At 67.3% G+C, this 18,509-nt stretch carries 25 protein-coding genes; 12 read left to right on the top strand and 13 right to left on the bottom strand.

Translation table 11 applies throughout. The features are described from left to right. Positions 1–3 precede the first annotated feature (3 nt). Positions 4–1,263 carry an MFS transporter gene (locus ACQY4O_RS12065; RefSeq protein ID WP_428376610.1) on the top strand — a complete coding sequence of 420 codons (1,260 nt, stop codon included), beginning with the start codon at positions 4–6 and terminating at the stop codon, positions 1,261–1,263. Between the two features lie 164 nt (positions 1,264–1,427). Here ACQY4O_RS12065 and ACQY4O_RS12060 read toward each other — a convergent pair whose 3' ends face one another. Then, complete coding sequence (locus ACQY4O_RS12060) at positions 1,428–2,510, bottom strand: cysteine synthase A (RefSeq protein WP_428376609.1); 1,083 nt, start codon at positions 2,508–2,510, stop codon at positions 1,428–1,430. 80 nt (positions 2,511–2,590) lie between these two features. On the opposite strand from ACQY4O_RS12060, the gene ACQY4O_RS12055 reads away from it, so the two are divergent. Next, positions 2,591–3,001, top strand: coding sequence for a rhodanese-like domain-containing protein (locus ACQY4O_RS12055; protein ID WP_428376608.1), 411 nt, complete (start codon positions 2,591–2,593; stop codon positions 2,999–3,001). Positions 3,002–3,019: 18 nt separating this feature from the next. Here ACQY4O_RS12055 and ACQY4O_RS12050 read toward each other — a convergent pair whose 3' ends face one another. From ACQY4O_RS12050 to ACQY4O_RS12040, 3 genes are all read right to left on the bottom strand, one after another. Continuing rightward, entirely contained in the window at positions 3,020–3,922 is a 903-nt protein-coding gene (locus ACQY4O_RS12050) for a DUF2272 domain-containing protein (RefSeq protein WP_428376607.1), read from the bottom strand. Continuing rightward, entirely contained in the window at positions 3,919–5,082 is a 1,164-nt protein-coding gene (mtnA, locus tag ACQY4O_RS12045; RefSeq protein WP_428376606.1) for an S-methyl-5-thioribose-1-phosphate isomerase, read from the bottom strand. The genes ACQY4O_RS12050 and mtnA overlap by 4 nt, the downstream gene beginning before the upstream one ends. Positions 5,083–5,169: 87 nt before the next feature. Beyond that, positions 5,170–5,517 carry a DUF983 domain-containing protein gene (locus ACQY4O_RS12040; protein WP_428378184.1) on the bottom strand — a complete coding sequence of 116 codons (348 nt, stop codon included), beginning with the start codon at positions 5,515–5,517 and terminating at the stop codon, positions 5,170–5,172. Here ACQY4O_RS12040 and ACQY4O_RS12035 point away from each other — a divergent pair. Further along, positions 5,467–5,904: a hypothetical protein gene (locus tag ACQY4O_RS12035; RefSeq protein WP_428378254.1), complete on the top strand. Its 438-nt coding sequence runs from the start codon at positions 5,467–5,469 to the stop codon at positions 5,902–5,904. The two genes, ACQY4O_RS12040 and ACQY4O_RS12035, sit on opposite strands and share 51 nt — an antisense overlap. Positions 5,905–5,926: 22 nt before the next feature. Next, positions 5,927–6,763, top strand: coding sequence for a pantoate--beta-alanine ligase (gene panC, locus ACQY4O_RS12030; protein ID WP_428376605.1), 837 nt, complete (start codon positions 5,927–5,929; stop codon positions 6,761–6,763). 290 nt (positions 6,764–7,053) lie between these two features. Here the strand turns inward: panC and ACQY4O_RS12025 are convergent, their stop codons facing one another. From ACQY4O_RS12025 to ACQY4O_RS12010, 4 genes are all read right to left on the bottom strand, one after another. Further along, the gene (locus ACQY4O_RS12025; protein ID WP_428376604.1) at positions 7,054–7,686 is read right to left on the bottom strand and encodes a hypothetical protein; all 633 of its coding nucleotides are present in this window, start codon (positions 7,684–7,686) and stop codon (positions 7,054–7,056) included. Positions 7,687–8,174: 488 nt separating this feature from the next. Continuing rightward, positions 8,175–8,558 (bottom strand): hypothetical protein, encoded by a 384-nt coding sequence (locus ACQY4O_RS12020; RefSeq protein WP_428376603.1) that lies wholly within the window; start codon positions 8,556–8,558, stop codon positions 8,175–8,177. Next, positions 8,555–8,863: a rod-binding protein gene (locus tag ACQY4O_RS12015; protein WP_428376602.1), complete on the bottom strand. Its 309-nt coding sequence runs from the start codon at positions 8,861–8,863 to the stop codon at positions 8,555–8,557. The genes ACQY4O_RS12020 and ACQY4O_RS12015 overlap by 4 nt, the downstream gene beginning before the upstream one ends. Then, positions 8,860–9,963, bottom strand: coding sequence for a flagellar basal body P-ring protein FlgI (locus ACQY4O_RS12010; RefSeq protein WP_428376601.1), 1,104 nt, complete (start codon positions 9,961–9,963; stop codon positions 8,860–8,862). The genes ACQY4O_RS12015 and ACQY4O_RS12010 overlap by 4 nt, the downstream gene beginning before the upstream one ends. A gap of 139 nt (positions 9,964–10,102) precedes the next feature. On the opposite strand from ACQY4O_RS12010, the gene ACQY4O_RS12005 reads away from it, so the two are divergent. After that, positions 10,103–10,564 (top strand): flagellar assembly protein FliX, encoded by a 462-nt coding sequence (locus ACQY4O_RS12005; protein WP_428376600.1) that lies wholly within the window; start codon positions 10,103–10,105, stop codon positions 10,562–10,564. A 22-nt stretch (positions 10,565–10,586) separates the two neighbouring features. Here ACQY4O_RS12005 and ACQY4O_RS12000 read toward each other — a convergent pair whose 3' ends face one another. Beyond that, entirely contained in the window at positions 10,587–10,736 is a 150-nt protein-coding gene (locus ACQY4O_RS12000) for a hypothetical protein (protein ID WP_428376599.1), read from the bottom strand. On the opposite strand from ACQY4O_RS12000, the gene dksA reads away from it, so the two are divergent. Further along, positions 10,729–11,142, top strand: a complete 414-nt coding sequence (dksA, locus tag ACQY4O_RS11995; RefSeq protein WP_428378183.1) for an RNA polymerase-binding protein DksA — start codon at positions 10,729–10,731, stop codon at positions 11,140–11,142. The two genes, ACQY4O_RS12000 and dksA, sit on opposite strands and share 8 nt — an antisense overlap. A 26-nt stretch (positions 11,143–11,168) precedes the next feature. Here the strand turns inward: dksA and flgH are convergent, their stop codons facing one another. The 4 genes from flgH to flgF are packed head-to-tail and all read right to left on the bottom strand — an operon-like array spanning position 11,169 to position 14,517. Beyond that, a complete protein-coding gene (flgH, locus tag ACQY4O_RS11990) occupies positions 11,169–11,903 on the bottom strand; it encodes a flagellar basal body L-ring protein FlgH (RefSeq protein WP_428376598.1) in 735 nt (244 codons plus the stop codon). Further along, on the bottom strand, positions 11,900–12,916 hold the full coding sequence (gene flgA / locus ACQY4O_RS11985; RefSeq protein ID WP_428376597.1) for a flagellar basal body P-ring formation chaperone FlgA: 1,017 nt from the start codon (positions 12,914–12,916) through the stop codon (positions 11,900–11,902). Before flgA ends, flgH begins: the two co-directional genes overlap by 4 nt. Before the next feature lie 35 nt (positions 12,917–12,951). After that, positions 12,952–13,737, bottom strand: coding sequence for a flagellar basal-body rod protein FlgG (gene flgG / locus ACQY4O_RS11980; RefSeq protein ID WP_428376596.1), 786 nt, complete (start codon positions 13,735–13,737; stop codon positions 12,952–12,954). A gap of 39 nt (positions 13,738–13,776) precedes the next feature. Further along, positions 13,777–14,517 (bottom strand): flagellar basal-body rod protein FlgF, encoded by a 741-nt coding sequence (flgF, locus tag ACQY4O_RS11975; protein WP_428376595.1) that lies wholly within the window; start codon positions 14,515–14,517, stop codon positions 13,777–13,779. A gap of 174 nt (positions 14,518–14,691) precedes the next feature. On the opposite strand from flgF, the gene ACQY4O_RS11970 reads away from it, so the two are divergent. Genes ACQY4O_RS11970 through ACQY4O_RS11945 form a run of 6 tightly spaced genes read left to right on the top strand, consistent with a single transcriptional unit; the run spans position 14,692 to position 18,506 of the window. Then, positions 14,692–15,195 (top strand): flagellar basal body-associated FliL family protein, encoded by a 504-nt coding sequence (locus ACQY4O_RS11970; RefSeq protein WP_428376594.1) that lies wholly within the window; start codon positions 14,692–14,694, stop codon positions 15,193–15,195. Next, a complete protein-coding gene (fliM, locus tag ACQY4O_RS11965) occupies positions 15,192–16,292 on the top strand; it encodes a flagellar motor switch protein FliM (RefSeq protein ID WP_428376593.1) in 1,101 nt (366 codons plus the stop codon). The genes ACQY4O_RS11970 and fliM overlap by 4 nt, the downstream gene beginning before the upstream one ends. A 13-nt stretch (positions 16,293–16,305) precedes the next feature. Beyond that, positions 16,306–16,785, top strand: a complete 480-nt coding sequence (locus tag ACQY4O_RS11960) for a DUF6468 domain-containing protein (protein ID WP_428376592.1) — start codon at positions 16,306–16,308, stop codon at positions 16,783–16,785. Continuing rightward, positions 16,782–17,480, top strand: a complete 699-nt coding sequence (locus ACQY4O_RS11955) for a MotE family protein (protein WP_428376591.1) — start codon at positions 16,782–16,784, stop codon at positions 17,478–17,480. Before ACQY4O_RS11960 ends, ACQY4O_RS11955 begins: the two co-directional genes overlap by 4 nt. Before the next feature lie 23 nt (positions 17,481–17,503). After that, on the top strand, positions 17,504–17,890 hold the full coding sequence (locus tag ACQY4O_RS11950; protein WP_321984393.1) for a chemotaxis response regulator CheY: 387 nt from the start codon (positions 17,504–17,506) through the stop codon (positions 17,888–17,890). Next, on the top strand, positions 17,883–18,506 hold the full coding sequence (locus ACQY4O_RS11945; RefSeq protein WP_428376590.1) for a protein phosphatase CheZ: 624 nt from the start codon (positions 17,883–17,885) through the stop codon (positions 18,504–18,506). The genes ACQY4O_RS11950 and ACQY4O_RS11945 overlap by 8 nt, the downstream gene beginning before the upstream one ends. Positions 18,507–18,509 lie beyond the last annotated feature (3 nt).

Below are 18,509 nucleotides of genomic sequence, written 5' to 3'. Positions count from 1 at the left end.
AGGATGAGCAGCCAGCAGGGCCTGGACTGGCTCAATTTCTTCGTCGCCAACCTGCAGACGGCGTTCGGACCGTTCATCGCCGTCTATCTTACCAGCGAACGCTGGACCCAGGGCGAGATCGGCCTGGCGCTGAGTGCGGGCACCATCACCGCGATGGTCAGCCAGGTGCCGGCCGGCGCCCTGGTCGATGCCCTGCACAACAAGCATGTGGCTGCCTTCGCCGCCATCGTCACCATCATCGTCTCCTGCCTGCTGCTGGTGCTGTTCCCGCAGCGGCTGCCGGTGATGGCAGCCGAGATCCTGCACGGCTTTGCCAGCTGCATGCTGAACCCCGCGATCGCCGCGATCACCCTGAGCCTGGTCGCCGCCCGCATGACGCAGGGCAGCGAACCGGGAGAGCTCGGCCGCCGGCTCGGGCGCAATGCCAGCTTCGGCTCGATCGGCAATGCCCTGGCGGCCGGCCTGATGGGCGGGGTGGGATACGCGGTGTCGGCGCGCGCGACCTTCTTCCTGGGTGCGGCCCTCGCGCTGCCCGGCCTGTTCGCCTTGCGCGCCATCGAGCGGCCGAAGCTCAGGATCCCCGATGCCGCGGCGATGGCCGACCCGGACGACAGCGGCACCGAGACCGTGGCCTCGCATTCGGTGCTGAGCCTGCTGCGCGACCGCCGGCTGTTCGCCTTCGCGGTATGCGCCGCTTTGTTCCACCTCTCCAATGCCGGCATGCTGCCGCTGGCCGCGGGACGGGTCACCCGCGAGGCGCCGCAGCAGGCGGAACTGATCATCGCCGCCTGCATCCTGCTGCCGCAGCTGGTGGTGGCGGTGCTGTCGCCGCAGGTCGGCCGCCTGGCCGAGACCCTGGGGCGGCGCCCGGTGATGCTGGTCGGCTTCGCCGCACTTCCGATACGCGGCCTGCTGCTGGCGACCAGCAGCGACCCCTGGCTCACCGTGCTGTTCCAGATGTTCGACGGGGTGAGCGCCGCCTGCTTCGGGGTGATGCTGCCGCTGATCACCGCCGACCTCACCCGCGGCACCGGGCGCTTCAACCTGTGCATGGGCTTCTTCGGGCTCGCGGTCGGGGCCGGGGCCAGCTTCAGCACCACGCTGGCCGGCTTCGCCGCCGACCGCTCGCCGCAGCTCGCGTTCCTGGCCCTGGCCGCGGCCGGCCTCGCCTGCGTCCTGATGGTCTGGCTGCTGTTCGGCGAGACCACCCCGCGCCGCAGCGTCAGGCCCCGGATCGCGTCGCTGCGGGGCGTGAAGCGTTAGGTAGAGCCTGTTTGCAAACGCCTGATGTTGGATGAGAGCGGGCTGTAGGCCCGCGGCCGGCGTGACTTTCCGAGCACCGGAGCGGAGCGGCCGTCTGGCCGTGAGCACCGGAGCGGAGAAAAGGCGCGTCGGATCGCCAGCAGCAGACGTTTGCAAACAGACTCTCAGGCCAGCCAGCCCGGCACCGGCAGGCCCTTCTCGCGCAGGAAGCCCGGGTTGAACAGCTTGGACTGGTAGCGGGCGCCGCTGTCGCACAGGATCGTCACCACGGTGTGACCGGGCCCGAGAGCGCGGGCCACGCGGATCGCCGCCGCGACGTTGATGCCGGCTGAGCCGCCGATCGAGAGGCCTTCGAACTGCAACAGGTCGAAGACCTGCTCGAGCGCCTCCGGATCGCCGATCCGCACCGCATCGTCGATCGTCACCCCCTCCAGGTTGCCCGGGACCCGGGACTGGCCGATGCCCTCGGTGATCGAGCTGCCGCTGATGCTGAGGTCGTTCGACTTCACCCAGCCATACAGGCCCGAGCCTTCCGGATCGGCCAGGACGATGCGCGGCGCCGGCCGGCCGTCGCGCGCCGCGCGCTCGTGCAGGCCGAGCGACGCGCCGGCCAGGGTCCCGCCGGTGCCGCAGGAGCAGGTGAAGGCGTCCAGGGCCCCGCCGGTCTGGTGCCAGATCTCGGCGGCGGTGCCGTGCCGGTGGCCTTCGCGGTTGGCGAGGTTGTCGAACTGGTTGGCCCATACCGCGCCCGTCTCCTCGGCGAGCCGGCGCGAGACATGCACATAGTTGCCGGGGTCGCGGAACGGCTTGGCCGGAACCAGGCGCAGGTCGGCGCCGATCATGCGCAGGAAGTCGATCTTCTCCTGGCTCTGCGTCTCGGGCATCACGATCACGCTGCGATAGCCGCGCGCATTGGCGACCAGGGTGAGGCCGATGCCGGTATTGCCGGCGGTCCCCTCGACGATGGTGCCCCCGGAAGCGCTCCCAGGCTCCAGCCGGCCCTCGGCCTCGGCGGCCTCGATGATGGCGAGCGCCGCGCGATCCTTCACCGAGCCGCCCGGGTTCATGAATTCCGCCTTGCCCAGGATGGCGCAGCCGGTCGCCTCCGACGCGCGACGCAGCCGGATCAGCGGCGTGCCGCCGATCGCCGCGAGCATGTCGGCGCAGGGCTCCGGCCAGCCGAGCAGGGCCGACCGGGACAGCCTGGATGGCTCGCTTGCGGACGACGGATTTGTGCTTTCAACCATCAGGCGCCACCTATGCCGCACGTCATGCATCGACAGCGCCGGCGGCCAGGGCCGGTCTGCCTCCAGCAGGAGTATATGAGATGGTCGAGGACGTCGCCCCGCAACAGACCTGGGAAGCGCTCACCGCCAATCCGGACGCGCAGCTCGTCGACGTGCGTACCGACGCGGAATGGACCTATGTCGGACTGCCCGATCTCGAAACGCTGGACCGGCAGGTTCTGCTGATCATGTGGCAGGCCTTCCCGAGCGGCGCGCCCAATCCGCACTTCCTGCAGCAGCTCGGCGCGGCCGGGTTGGCGCCGGACCAGGACATCTATTTCATCTGTCGCAGCGGCGCGCGCAGCCTGGCGGCGGCCGAGGCGGCGCGCAGCATCGGCTTCGCGCGTGTCTTCAACGTCGCGGACGGCTTCGAGGGCCCGCCCGATGCGCACGGCCACCGCGGCGGCGTCGCCGGCTGGAAGGCCAGCGGCCTGCCCTGGCGTCAGCGTTGAGTTGAAGGCGAACGCCGGTCAATCGTCGGCTGGACTTTCGTCGTCGGCGTCGTACAGCACCTGCAGCACCGCGCACCAGGAATAGCGGGTGTCGTAGAAGCTGCCCTCGGCGCTGGCGAGCAGCCCGGTCGGCCCGACCGGAACATGCGTCAGCGTCACCGCATCATCGACGTTGCCGCCGATGATCGAGACCTGGCCGGGCTCGCGTGCCACCACCATGCCGCAATGCGCCGGGAACAGGTCGCGTGTCGGCAGGTTGTGGAAGCGGATGACACGGCTCGAGCCGCGGCCGGCGCAGATCAGGTCGCCCAGGGCCGGGGCATAGAGTGACGGGTCGTGCGCACGGAGTGCCGCGGCGGCGCCCGCGGCGGCGGCATTGATATAGGTCGCATGGTTGGGCGAGTACGGGAATCGCGCGCCGGCGCCGCTCACCCGCATCACGTAGGAAATGAAGGCCGCCGACCAGGCGAACCGCCCATCGTGCTGGAAGTCGAAGGCGTGGCCGTCGCTGTCATGCTTGCCGGTCCAGTCGACTTCGCTCTCGTACGGGTCCTGGCCGATCCACCAATATTCGCCGACACGTTGCCACAGGCCCGGCAGGCGCTCCGGCTTGACGCCGGGGCCGACGGGGTCGGGACGCGCCTCGGGATCGTCGTCATCGACGGGTTCGCCGAACAGCCGCCACTCGCGCAGCGCGATGGCCATCGCGTCCGCCCGCGTGAACGGCTCGAAACCCCGGGTCACAAAATCCGGTACGTGGGTATCCTGGCCGTTCGGTCCATGCGCGCTCGGATATTGCGCAACCGGGGTCTGGCCGCCGCCGCCGCTGCACGCGGCCAGCGCGAGTGCCGCGCAGGCCAGGAGACCCACCCGTCCGAGTACTGCCTGGTTCGGCCTGGCGGCCGCGACGACGTTTCTCATAGGTATTTCGCGAAGGGGCTGGCCGGAAAAGCGCTTGCGCGTTCCGGAAACAGGCTGGCCAGGCCGCTTTCGCTCGCATCGCAGCGGCCACGCTCGGTGATCAGCCCGCTGACCAGCCGCGCCGGGGTCACGTCGAACGCAGGATTGGCGGCGGCGCTGCCGTCCGGCGTGACCTGCACGGTGGCGATCGATCCGTCCTCGGCGCGGCCGGTCATGCGCGTCACCTCGGCTGCGTCGCGCTGCTCGATCTCGATCTCGCGCAGGCCGTCGCGCATGCCCCAGTCGATGGTGGTGGACGGCAGCGCGACCCAGAACGGCACCTTGTTGTCGGCGGCCGCAAGCGCCTTCAGGTAGGTGCCGATCTTGTTGGCCACATCGCCTGCGCGTGTCACGCGGTCGGTGCCGACGATCACCAGGTCGACCTCGCCATGCTGCATCAGATGGCCGCCCGCATTGTCCGGGATTACCGTGTGCGGCACGCCGTGGCGCCCGAGTTCCCATGCCGTCAGCGCAGCACCCTGGTTGCGCGGGCGGGTCTCGTCCACCCACACATGCACGGCGATGCCGCTGTCATGCGCCATGTAGATCGGGGCCAGGGCGGTGCCCCAGTCGACGGTCGCGATCCAGCCCGCATTGCAGTGCGTCAGAACGTTCACGCGGCGGTGGCCGTCCGACCCGCTTGAGGCGCCGCTCCCGCCCGCGTGTGCCGCGGCGGCCTGTTCGATCAATGCCAGGCCATGGCGGCCGATCGCCTCGTTCTGCGCTGCATCCTCGTCGCAGATCAGCGCCGCCTCCTCGTAGGCGGCGGCCAGGCGCTGCGACGGCCGCGTATTGCGCAGCCGGGTCAGCATGCGCTCGATCGCCCAGCGCAGGTTGATCGCGGTCGGTCGCGTCCGCGCCAGCATCTCGGCGTCGCGCTCCATCGCCTCGCTGCTGCTGTCCGCGCGCAGCGACAGCGCCAGGCCGTAGGCGGCGACAGCACCGATCAACGGCGCGCCGCGCACCTGCATGCTGGCGATGGCCTGGACCACCTCGTCGCGCGTGGTGAGCCGGAGGATCTCGATCGACCAGGGCAGCCGGGTCTGGTCGAAGATCCGGAGCGACCAGCCATCCTCCATGTCGATCCAGAGGCTGCGATAGGCGATGCCGTCAATCTTCATGAGCGGTCCTTGCTTGAGCGGGAAGCTGTGGGCTTGAGCGGGAGGCTGTTGCGGGGAGGCGAGGCGGGATGTCCGGATGCCGCGGTTTCAGGTGCCGTTGTCGTCGCGGTGCTCGCCGATCAGGCCGAGCTTGAGCATCACGCCGACCGTCGCGCCCTTCACCGGCCGCAGCAGCAGCATTGCCACGACCAGCGTCAGCGGCACGAACGCCGCGATCATCGACCAGATCGGCAACGTGCTGTCGTGCGTGGTCAGGACCACGAGGGCGATGATGATGTGGGCCGTGATCAAGATGGTGAAATAGGGCGGCGCGTCGTCGGCGCGCACCGCCGCGAGCGGCGCGCCACAGGCGCTGCATCGGCATACGAGACGAAGATAGCCTGCATGCAGGCGGCCTTCGCCGCAGACCGGACATCGGGCCGCCGCACCACGCATCATCATCAACAACAGCGGCGGCAGCGTCTGCCGGCGCAGCCAGGCGCGCGCTTCGGCATCCGCACGCGCGGCTTGGACGAAATCATCCCCGTCGTGTCCTGCGTCTGCGGCGGCCTCTCCGGATACAGCCGGCGCCGGCCGCATCCCGCGAACCGGGATCGCGCCCCTCTCATTCTCCGGCGGACCGTTCCTGGTGCCCGTCTGCATCGCTTGCCCAATTCCCCTCGCACGACCGTTCCTCTCGCGCGACCGTTCCTCGCGCACGACTATGTCTTCGCCATGCGCCCGGTGTTCAAGCGCCGTCTGTCGGCCAAGGCGCAGGCGAGGCTTCCCCCGGCCGCCTTGCCGCTTGCGTCGCCGGCGCATCGCGTGCACCTCCCGGCCTGATGAAGACGCCGCGGGAGGCAGCATGTACGTCGCACGCACCTTGGATGAGCTCGTGGCCGCGGTGGCGGCGCTGGGGCCGGACCTGGCCTTGATTCCGACGATGGGCGCCTTGCACCTCGGGCATCTTTCGCTCCTCTCTGCTGCCGGCCGGGAGAGCAGACACGTTGCCGCCTCGATCTTCGTCAACCCGACGCAGTTCAACCAGGGCGACGACCTCGCGCGGTATCCGCGCGACGAGGACAGCGATCTTGCCCTGCTGCGCGACGCCGGCTGCGACCTGGCGTGGCTCCCGTCCGTGGAGATCATGTATCCCGGCGGCGACGAGATCCGGATCGTGCCCGGGAGTGCGGCGCTCGGTTGGGAAGGCGATGCGCGACCCGGCCATTTCAGCGGTGTCGCGACGGTGGTCGCCAAGCTGCTCAACCAGGTGCGCCCGGCTTGTGCGTTCTTCGGCGAGAAGGACTGGCAGCAGCTCCAGGTCATACGCAGCATCGTCGAAGCCCTGTTCATCCCGGTGCGGATCGAGGGAGTGGCGACAAAGCGGGAGGCCGATGGCCTGGCGATGTCGTCGCGAAACCGCTTCCTGACACCATTGGAACGGCAGCGGGCGCCGGCGCTGCATCGATGCCTGCGGCGCCTGGCACGGGCGATCGCGGATGGCGACGAGGTGGATGTGTGCCTCGCGACCGCACGCGAAGACCTCCGGCTGCAGGGTTTTTCGGTCGAGTATCTGGCGCTCGTCGCGGCCAGTTCGCTGCAGGCGATCGCGGAAAACCGGCCCGGAGCGCGTCTGCTGGCAGCGGCCCGCCTCGGCAGCGTGCGCCTGCTCGACAATCTCGCGGTCTCGCCACTGCGCTGACAGGCACCGGCCGGTCCTCAACTTGGCTGATGCTGCCAGCATCGGCGACCGCCAAGGGCCTTCGTGCGGCGGGACCGGATTGCGGCACGGACAACAACACCGGCCGGAACTTTCCTGTAACGGTTGCTTTTGATTGACAGTTACCGGACGGCGGGGAATAGCTTTACAAGTTGTACGCGTCCGAGTCGCGATTCGCGGATCGTCTGCAGCGCTCTTTCCGGCAGGTGACGGATCGCATCCGGTCAGGAAACGCACATCACGCAGCACCTCCCCACCATCCGGAACCCGATCTACACAGGACTATGGAAAGGCCACACGATGAGTACCGATGACAGCTCAAAGACGCCGAGCCCGCGCGCCAAGGCAATGGCCGTGAAGGCCGGGGGACGCCGTACGGCGGGAACCGGAAGCCGCAGTTCCGTTGCGCGCACGACCAGGACTGCCAAAACTCCGGCAGCACGGTCGGCGGCAGCCAAGAAGCTTGGCGGCAAGTCCGCGACGTCGCGCCCGGCAGCCGCCAAGGCCGGTGCGACCCGCACCGCCAAGGCCCCGGCGAAGCGCACGACCAAGGCGGCGGCCACCCGTGCCACGACGAAGCGCGCGACGACGAAGCGCGCGACCACGACAAAGCGCGCCGCCTCGACGCGAGCCGCTCCTGGTCGCAAGGTCGCGGCCAAGGCCGCCGTGCGCAAGACGTCCGCTGCCAGAAGCGCGCCGACAAGAACCGGTGCGACAAAGGCCAGGTCGACGAAGGCCACCACCCGGACAGCCATCCGGAGCACGACGCGTGCAACGAAGGCGACCACGCGGTCATCGCCGCGCACCGCCAAGGCCGCGCCGTCGCGTATCGCAAAACGCAAGGCGGCACCCGCGTCGCGCACTGCGGCTACCCGCAAGCCGCGTGCTGCGGCGGCTGCACGCAAGGCGCCCGTCCGGTTGACCGCCACTCTGCGCAAGGGGCCGGGACGTCCTGGCACTGCCCGGACCGCGACGAAGGGCCGCACGGCGAAGTCGGCAGCGGGTGCCACACGCAAGCCGCGTGCGACACCCGCAGCCCGGACGGCGCGCAAGCCCGCGGCAAAGTCCAGGGCGCCGGCGTCACGCACTGACGCTGCCGTGAAGATGCGTCGCGCACCAAATGCAGGGACACGCAGAAAAGCTGCGGAGACCCTGCGCGCGGCGGCGCCGGCGATCCGCCGCCGTCGCAAGCAAGCTTCGGCCGAGACTTCGCCTGCGGTGACCATGCAGCCCATGGAGACCCGTGAGGACGAGACGCAGGAGAGTGAGCGCTCTGCAACGTCGGATTGAGCCGAGTTTTTGAGACAAGGTGCCGGTCGGACATGCCCGATGTCCGGCCGGCAACGCGTTCGGACAGACCCTGGCGATACCTGCGCGCGATCGCACGGCCGGCCTACGCCCTCCAGTTGAGGGCAAACGGCCGGTCATTCCTGCCGCTCTGATAACAGCCCTGCGATCCATAACGCTGCTCGGGGATCTGCTCCCGGGCAGCCCGTGCAAGCAGCGCCATGATCCGACCTTGCACGGTCATCGCGCGCTCCAGCAGCTTCCTGTTCTCGGCGAGTGCCGCCTGCAGACGAATGGCAGCGGCTCCCAGCGCCGGCTCCGAGCCATGCGGCGGGGGTGTCCGGGGTCTTGCGGCCTCGAACCGAGCCAGTGCCGCCTGCTTGGCAGCGACCAGAGCGACCGCGGCGGCTAGATCCAGCCGTCGGAGAGCGGCATTTTCTGCATCCAGTACGTCGAGCAGCAAGCTGGAGGCATCCAGAAGTGAACTCATTTGGCTTTTTCCTGCATCTTCAACATCTGGGCATAGACCGGCGCCGCCAGGCCGAGACCGCCGCGCTGTTCGACCGCCTTTGCCATCTCGGTCACCAGCATCGGCTTGAAGTTCTGTTCGCCGGCACCGCCGCCGAACTCGCCCTGCGATGTATCGACCGTCGAGAACATCGGTTCGAGCATCTGACCGATCGCCATGGCTTCGAAATCCTGCGCCGCCTTCCAGACGTGCGGATCGACGGCTGCCGTGACGCTCGCCCCCGGCGCACCGGCAGGGATCGCGGCCGCGGGCGCCGCGACCTTCAACGCACCACCAGGTCGGCCTGCAGCGCGCCCGCCGCCTTGATCGTCTGCAGGATGCTGATCATATCGCGTGGCCCGACCCCGAGCGAGTTGAGGCCGCTCACCAGGTCACGCAGGTTCGGTCCGTTCCGCAGGATGCCCAGGCGCTTCCCGGCGCCGCTGTCCACCTGCACCGAGGTACGCGGCACGATGACGGTCTTGCCGCCGGAAAATGCTCCGGGCTGTGAGACCTCAGGTGATTCCGCTACCTGGATCGTGAGGTTGCCCTGCGCAATGGCCACCGTGCTGATCCGCACATTGTCGCCCATGACAATGGTGCCACTGGCCTCGTCGACGACGACGACCGCCGGACTGTCCGGCTCGACCAGCAGGTCCTCGATCTGCGACAGCGTGCCCACGACGTCGCGCCCGGCCAGTGACAGCGCGACCGTCCGTGGGTCGGTGGCGCGCGCCACGGCCTGCCCCAGTGCCTTGTCGATCACGTCGGCAATGCGTTCCGCGGTCGTAAGGTCCGGATTGCGGAGCGACAGATGCAGGTCGGTGCGCGTGCTCAGATCGACCGGAACCTCGCGCTCGACGGTGGCTCCGTTGGCCATGCGTGCGCTGGTCGGGATATTGCGGGTCACCGACGCGCCGGCGCCGCGGGCGGAGAAGGCGCTCGTCACCAGTTGCCCCTGCGCCACGGCATAGACCTCGCCATCCGCCGACATCAGTGGTGTGACCAGGAGCGTGCCACCCGAGAGATCTGTTGCATCGCCGACCGCAGACACGGTGACGTCGATGCGGCTGCCGCCATGCGCGAACGGCGGCAGGTCGGTCGTCACCATGACGGCGGCAATGTTCTTGGTCTGGAGCTTGGATTCCTGGTCGCGGATGTTCACGCCGAGCCGTTCGAGCATGCTGATCAGCGACTCCCGCGTGAACACCGAGTTGCTGAGCCGGTCGCCGGTTCCATTGAGACCCACCACGAGGCCGTAGCCGATCAGCTGGTTGCTGCGGATGCCCTCGATGTCGGCAATATCCTTGATTCGCACTTCCTCGGCACTGACCGGCACCGCCGCGATCAGCGTGAGAAGAACGAAGCAGAGGCTCAGGAGCGGCATCCGGATCCTTGGCAGTCTCGGGCAGGTCAGGAGCCATGATGCCCCGCAAGTACGAATAAACTGTCAACGACGAGATCGATTACGTAATGATAGCTTCGGCTCGCGGGGTCGGTTCCGTCGAGCCGCGGGGAATTCGTTCATGTCGATTGCGGCGATCGGCGCGGTGGCGCCGCCCCTGGAGCCGGCCTTCCAGGCGCGCGCCGGAACCCAGGGCGGTCCAGCCTTTGTCGTCACAACCGAACCGGCCGCGGTGCAGCAGCCAGCCAGCGGGGCGGCCGGCGTCTCGGCCGGAGCGTTGTCCGCAACGATGCTGGCTTTGCAGGAAGCAGGCGCTACATGGTCGCCCGCCGGCCAATCCGGCGACCGGCAGGCGCGGCAGCGCGGGCGGGATCTGCTGGCGGCACTGGCGGCCCTGCAGCGGGACCTGCTCGGGTGCGCCGATCCTGCGGCGAGCCTGAGCCGCCTCGCCGCTCTGCTGGCCGACGTTCCGGACGCCGAAGATCCGCAGCTCGGCGAGATCCTCGGGGCGATTCGCTTGCGCGCCGGGATCGAGGCCATCCGCCTGGGCCAGCGCAGAGGTGGCGCTCCCCCCCTTGCATGACCGAACCGTGAAGAACCGGCTTCTACACTTGGCGGCGGGCGCCCGTGTGGCTATAAGCCGCCCGGATCTTCCAGATCACGGCGACGTGCGCGGGATCATGGGCATCGGTTGAACTGCTGACGGGGAAGATGCCCCGCCACAGCAAGTCTTTAGGGTCGGCGATGATGATCACCTTGCCTCCAGATTACCGGCCGTCGGACGACGAGGAATTCATGAACGCCGTCCAGGCCGAGTATTTCCGGCTCAAACTGACGAAATGGCGCGCCGAACTTCTGAAGGAAGCCGACGGCACCCTGGCCAGCCTGTCGGAGGGCGGCATTCACGAGGCCGATATAACGGACCGTGCCAGCGTCGAGACCGACCGTGCGCTCGAACTGCGCACGCGTGATCGGGCCCGCAAACTGATCGCCAAGATCGGCCTCGCCCTGCGCCGGGTCGAGAACGGCGTCTATGGCTACTGCGAGGAGACCGGCGAGCCGATCGGCCTCAAGCGGCTGGAGGCGCGGCCGATTGCCACCCTCTCCATCGAGGCTCAGGAGCGTCACGAGCGCATGGAGAAGGTGCACCGCGACGATTGAAGCGGGCCGGCTGCTGCACTAGGCGGTCAGAACGGCAACACGATGTCCATGAGCTGCTGTCCGTAGCGCGGCGTCTGCAGGTCGGTCAGCTGGCCCTTGCCGCCATAGGAGATCCGGGCTTCGGCCATCCGGTCGTGCGTGATGGTGTTGTCGCTGGCAATGTCCTGCGGTCGAACGATCCCGCTCACCTGCAGTACCCGAAGCTCGCTGTTCATGCGAACCTCCTGGCGGGCCGCGACCACCAGGTTTCCGTTCGGCAGTACCTGTGTGATGATCCCGGCCAGCCGCAGCGTCATGGTCTCGTTCCGCTTCAGGCTTCCGGTGGCCACGTTGCTGTTGTTGCTGTTCGTTGCCAAGCCGCCGGCGCCGGTCACGGCTGAGACGATCTTTCCCCTGGCGCCGAACAGGTTCGGGATCGCCATGGCCTCGCTGCCGGTGCGTGTCGCGGTCGAGTTGTTCTCGAAATCGGCATTGTCGGTGAGTTCCACCAGGACCGTCAGCAGGTCCCCCACCTGGGCCGCACGCTGGTCCCGGAAGAACGCCCGGCTGCCCGGACGCCAGAGGCTGGCGATTTGGGCCGGCGCCTGTTCGGGTGCCGGCATCGGCATGCTGAGCGGCTTGTAGCCACGCTCGACCGTCGGGTCGGTGATCGGGGTCATCGCTGGAGGTCGCCCGAGATCGGACAGGCGCGAGAGCGCCCCGCAGCCGGCAAGCGGCAGCAGCAGCACGATGAGCAGAAGCCGCGAACGGTGGGCGATCACTGGTCGAGACCTCCCGGACCGGATGCAAGCGGGCCTTGGCTGGACAGACCATGCAACGAGGGCAGCGAGCTCGCCGGCGGCAGGCCGGCCTGCGTCGCGGCCAGCATGGCAGGAGCGGCTCCCGGATCGACGCGCGCCTGGCCGGCCCCGGTCACCTGTGCCACCAGCACCGCGCGAGAGGTCCCGTTGAGGATGTGGATGCGGTCGTCGAGCGCGCCGCCATCGATGGCCTGTCCCTGCATGGTCAGGGTCAGGCCGTCCGATTGAAGTCGCAGCAGTACCGGCATCCCGCGTGACACCAGCAGAGGCCGTGTCAACGCGTCATGGGGGATGAGCGAGCCGCCCGTCATCTGGTGCCGCAACGCCATGCCGACGGCATCCGACGCGACAAGCACGAGACGGTCGCTGACCAGGCTCCGCCGCACCCGGATCGTCTGCAGGTCCTGCGGTTCGATGATGCTGGCAGCACCCATTGGATGCGACAGCACAGGGACTTGGACCATTTCCTGGGCCACGCCGGTGATGCGTATTCGCACGGGCTCGGAGCCGGCGGTGCTGAAGGCCAGCTGCGCGCCGAACTTGCCGTCGCTCTGGTCGTAGGTCAGCTGCTCGACGTCCGGGAGGCCGGTGAATTCTGCCGGCACCATGGGAGCCACGAAGGCGCCCAGGGCAACCTCGCTATCCGCCGGGGCCCCGAGCCCGACAAGGGCAGCCTGGATCACCGGCAGGAGCTGCTCCCGCGGGACCTGGCGACCCTTGCGCTCCACGACGACACTGGCCGGCCTGAAACCAGGTTGCCAGTCGACACTGAACTGTACTGCGATCGCAACAAGCTGGGCCTGGGCGACGACGATCCTCTGCCCGGCTGCGGGCGCCGGGCCGATAGTGCAGTCCTGGCCGGGCTCGAGCCCGGAGAACAGGTCGGACAGCCTGACCGTGTCCGAATGCAGGCTGACGACGAGACGCGGCTGCGCGGCCTCTCCCGCGCGAGCCAGTGCCAGGCCCGCGCTCATTGCCACCAGAAGCACAAGGGTCGACCGGCCTCTCATCATTTCAGGTTCGTCAGCGTCTGCATGAGGTCGTCGGACGCCGTGATGACCTTGCTGTTCATCTCGTAGGCGCGCTGCGCCGTGATCAGGCTCGTGATCTCGGTCACGACGTTAACGTTCGAGCTTTCGACGAAGCCCTGCATGACGCTGCCAAAGCCTGCAGCACTCGGATTGCCGGTCGTCGGGCTGCCGGACGCGGTCGTCTGCAGCAGCAGGTTGCTGCCCTGGGCATCGAGGCCCGCTTCGTTCGGAAACACCGCGAGCTGGATCTGGCCGACCGTGGCCGCGGCGGTCTGGCCCGCGATGGTGACCTGCACCTGGCCGGACCCGTTGATTGCGACACTCTGCGCATTGGCCGGAACGGTAATCCCCGGCGCCACCGTATAGCCGTCGGATGTGACGATGGTGCCATCCGCTGCCAGCGCGAACGTTCCGTCGCGGGTGTAGGCTGTATCGCCCGACGGCAGCGTCACCTGGAAGTAGCCGTTGCCCTGGATGCCCAGGTCGAGGCTGTTGCTGGTCTGCTGGAGGGTGCCCTGCTCGCTGATGCGGTAGATGGCGGCCGTCTTCACGCCGAGCCCGACCTGCGCGCCGGACGGGACGACCGATCCGCCATCAGAACTGTTGGACCCGACCCGACGCAGGTTCTGATACATCAGGTCCTGGAACTCGGCGCGTGTGCGCTTGTAGCCGGTCGTTGTCATGTTCGCGATGTTGTTGGAAATGACCTCGACGTTGGTCTGCTGCGCCTGCATCCCGGTTCCGGCAATATCTAGTGCACGCATGTCCTACTCCTGCTTCTCATCGCCGCCCGATGGGGACGCTCAGCCCTGGGTCTGGGTGATCTTGTCGATACTGTTCTGCTGGCGCTCGTTCTCGCTCTGTACGAACTGCGTGACGAACTGGAAATCCCGCTCCGTCTGCATCATCGTGGTGAGCTCGGAGATGGGCTGGACGTTGCTGCCCTCGATGGCGCCCTGGACGATCTTCGGCTGCGCGACCGGCTGCGGGGTGGTGTTGCTGCGAAACAGCTTGCCGCCCTCGGCTGTGAGACCATTGAGATCGGTGACGTCGACCACGCCGACCTTGCCGATCTGGCCGGTTTCGCCGCTGACGGTCCCGTCGGCCGCGATCTGGATCCTGCTGTCGCCGGCCGGCAGCTGGATCGGGCTGCCACCACTGTCGAGCAGCGCATTGCCGGACGCGTCGACCACAGTGCCATCCGCCTGCAGCCCGAAGCTGCCCGAGCGCGTCAACCGCACACCGGACGGGGTCTGGACCGAGAAGAAGCCGTTGCCGCCGAGGGCGAGGTCGAGCGGATTGCCGGTCTGGGTGAGTGCCCCCGCAGTATGGTCGAAGTAGGTCGCGCGGTCCTGGGTAAAGGCCAGGACCTTTCCGCCCGGGGCCGTGTCGGTATTCTTCTGCTGCACCAGATAGTCGCTGAACAGGACGCGCTCGCTCTTGTATCCGGCGGTATTCGCGTTCGCCATATTCGACGCGATAACATCCATCGTGCGCTGCTGGGCATCCAGTCTAGACAACGCGATGTAGGTCGGGTTTTCCATGACGCCTCCGCTCGGTCACGGCGATCCTCGGCCCTAAACCCTACTGAAACGTTAGCGTCTTCCGATCGAGCACAGCGCACGGCGGTGACGAGTTCTTAACCTGTGGCACGCATACTTCGCAGACCCGGCGAGATGACGGGCGCCCGTCGTGGCAACCATCCGAGGAAGGCTGTTATGAGCAAGGCGGCGACCATGGAGGAGGGCGAGGACGCCGCTCCGGCGGCCAAGAAGTCCGGCAAGCGCAAGCTGCTGCTCATCGTCGCCCCGGTCGTCGTCTTCCTGCTCGTTGTTGCCGGACTTTGGTTCTCCGGTATCCTGCCGCACCTGCTCGGTGGTGGTAAGCCGAAGCACCCGGTCGCCGCCATCGACGAGACGCCATCACTGCTGGACGTTCCTGATGTCGTAACAAACCTCGACACCGGAACCCATCGCGCGATTTTTGTCAAGCTGCGCGCCAAGATCGAGGTGGCCCACGCGGCCGACAATGCCGTCGTGACAAGCAACATGCCGAGAATCCTCGATGCGTTCCAGACTTATCTGCGCAGCACCCGGCCGGAGGAACTGCACGGTGGCGAGGGCACCTACCGTCTGCGCGAAGCGCTGATCAACCGTATCGACAGCATCGTGGCGCCGGTCCAGATCCTGGACGTGCTCTTTGTCGAGGTGCTCGTGCAATGAGCGACACCGATGATGAACTAGCCGCCGCGTGGGGCGCCGAGACCGAGGCCGACGCCGAGACCGACGCCGGGGCGAGCGCACCCGAGCCTCCGGAGACGAATGAGCCGGCGCGGATTCTCAACCAGGCCGAGATCGACTCCCTGCTGGGCTTCGGCGATGTCGCCGGCGACGATGCCGGTGAAAGCGGCATCGAGCGCATCATCAGCTCCGGCCTGGTATCGTACGAACGACTGCCGATGCTGGAGATCGTGTTCGACCGCCTGGTCCGCATCATGTCCACCAGCCTGCGCAACTTCACCAGCGACAACGTCGAAGTCTCGATAGACAACGTCGTTTCGCTTCGCTTCGGAGACTATCTCGACTCTGTCCCCTTACCTGCGATGTTCGCGGTCTTCAAGGCAGAGGAGTGGGAAAATTACGGGCTGATGGTGATCGATTCCGCCATGATCTATTCGATCGTGGACGTTCTGCTGGGCGGCCGACGCGGAACCGCTGCCATGCGCATCGAGGGGCGACCCTACACGACCATCGAGCGGATGCTGGTCGAACGCCTGATCCGGGTCGTGCTGTCCGATCTGTCGGCGAGCTTCGACCCGCTCTGCTCGATCAGCTTCCGGTTCGAACGGCTCGAAGTGAACTCGCGGTTCGCCGCGATCTCTCGGCTCTCGAATGCCGCGGTCCTGGCGAAGCTGCATGTCGATATGGAGGATCGCGGCGGCTGCATGGAGCTGCTGTTGCCGTACGCGACGCTCGAACCTGTCCGCGAGCTGCTGCTGCAGCAGTTCATGGGGGAAAAGTTCGGACGCGATTCGATCTGGGAGACCCATCTGGCTGAAGAACTATGGAGCACTGAGGTCGATCTCGACGTCGTGCTGGACGAGCAGTTGATGCGTCTGTCCGACGTCATCGCTCTCAAGCCCGGTGACCAGTTCACGCTGCGTCACGGGCCGGAGGCGCCCGTGCAGCTGCGATGCGGGCCGGTCACCCTCTTCGAGGGGCGTGTCGGACGCCGCAAGAACCGCATCGCCGTACGGATCGACCAGGTTCTGGGCCGGCCGCAGACAGCACCCGACGTCGCCAACCTCCGTCGAGCCTGAGAAGGAACTCAGCATGAACAACATGCAATGGCTGCTCGAAGCCCTGCTGATCGGATTGCTCGTCATGGTCCTGTTCCATGCGCTCCGGCTGGAGCGAGCACTCGGCGTGCTGCGGCGGGATCGGTCGGAACTGGAGAAGCTGATCGGCGGCTTCAACGACAGCACCCGCCAGGCCGAGGGCAGCATCGAACGTCTGCGAACGGTCGCCGACGGCGCCGGGCGCCAGATCGCCCGGCATGTCGAGCAGGCAAAGGTGCTCAAGAATGATCTCTCGTTCCTGAGCGATCGTGGCGAGAAACTCGCCGACCAGCTGGACAAGCTGGTCAGGCAAGGACGGGTGGCTCCCGCGCTTGCGGTGACGGCGGCGGCGGATGCCGTCCGGCCGGTGCCTCAGCTGCACGCCGCGTCCCAGGAGGTCCCGCCCGAGACGGACAACCGGGTCCGGAGCCAGGCGGAAAAGGAACTTCTCCGCGCACTCCGTATGGCGCGGTGAAGGCCATGAAGCTCCGAGCCGCGCCTCCGCGCCTGCTGCCGCTGACCATCGTCGTCATGGCGATGTTGCTGTCGGCGAAGGTCGCAACGCTCGCCCGGGAGGCAAAGTCTGCGCTCGACGGCGCCCCCTCCGCGGCGGCGGCGGCACCGCAGGCAGTACAGACACCGCAACCGGATCGACGGGACACCGCACCATCGGCCGACCGGCTCCTCGTGCAGGCCGGCAGTGCCAAGCTTGCTCCACCCGTCGAGGTCAATCCTGCAGAGCGGGCGCTCCTGGAGGACCTGCTCGGCCGCAGCAAGAAACTCGACGAACGGGAGCGGGCGCTGGATGAGCGCAAGGTCGTCATGGAGGCGGCAGAAACAAAGCTGGAGCTCAGGATCAGCCAGCTTTCCACCCTGCAGGGCAGTCTCCAGCAGCTCGACGGGGCACGCAAGCAGAGGCAGAGCGCCAACTGGACCGGCCTGGTCAAGGTCTATGAGGCAATGAAGCCGCGCGACGCCGCGGCAATATTCGACGTACTTGACGTCCATGTCCTGCTCGAAGTGCTCGACCGCATGAACGAGCGCAAGGCTGCGGCGGTACTGGCCGCGATGCAGCCGGAACGGGCACGGATGGCGACGCAAATGCTGGCGCAGATGCGAATCCATGAGGATTCCCCGGACCCGGTCCGGGTTTCTTCCGAAATCAACTAATCAGCATAAGGCGACCATCGGTCATGTCCATGGACAAGTCAATGAACGTCCTGATCGTCGACGACTACAAGACGATGCTAAGGATCATCCGCAATCTGTTGAAGCAGATCGATTTCAATAATGTCGAAGAGGCCATGGACGGTGGCGAGGCACTCAGCAAGCTGCGGACCGGAAATTACGGCCTGGTCATCAGCGACTGGAACATGCAGCCGATGACCGGGCTCGAGCTGCTCACGGAGGTCCGCAAGGATACGCGTCTCAAGACTCTGCCGTTCATCATGATAACGGCCGAGAGCAAGATCGAAAACGTCGTCGCCGCGAAGCAGGCCGGTGTTTCGAATTACATTGTCAAGCCCTTCAACGCCGAGACCTTGAAGGGCAAGATCGAGAAGGTGCTCTGCAATGCATGACGTGCAGAACTTGGCCGACCGGCTGGTCAGCCTGAAGGCGCGATATCCTCAGGGACAGCCGGATCTGGTCACCGATGTGGTGTTGGCCGTGCTCGGAAGCATGACCGGCGACATCAGCCACCGCGAAACCACGCTGCTGCACGAGATCGGCGCGCTCGGAGACGCGGTGGCGACGGCCCGCCGGGAGATCGCGGCGCTCAAGGTCGATGATATCACGGTAAGCTACATCCCCTGCGCGACCGACGAGCTGGACGCGATCGTCTCGCATACCGCCGCGGCGACCGAGGCCATCCTGGAGGCTTGCGAGACGCTCGACACGCTGGGTGCGACGCTCGAGGGTGAGGCGGCACAGAAGCTGCAGGATGCGACCAGCACGATCTACGAGTCCTGCAGCTTCCAGGACATCACCGGGCAGCGCATCACGAAGGTCGTCTCCACGCTCAAGACAATCGAGACGACCATCGCGAGGATCGTTGCAACCTTCGGCAAGGCATCCATCGTCGGCATGAAGTCGGCTCCGATGCCCGAGGGTGACGGGCTGCTGAACGGGCCGCAGCTGGCCCACAGCGCCATGGACCAGTCGGATATCGACAAGCTGCTCGCGAGCTTCGACTGATCC

This window comes from Lichenicoccus sp. (genome assembly GCF_965277665.1).
Lineage (GTDB): Bacteria > Pseudomonadota > Alphaproteobacteria > Acetobacterales > Acetobacteraceae > Lichenicoccus.
Note: the sequence above shows the minus strand (reverse complement) of the source record. Positions and strands in the feature narration are given on the sequence as shown.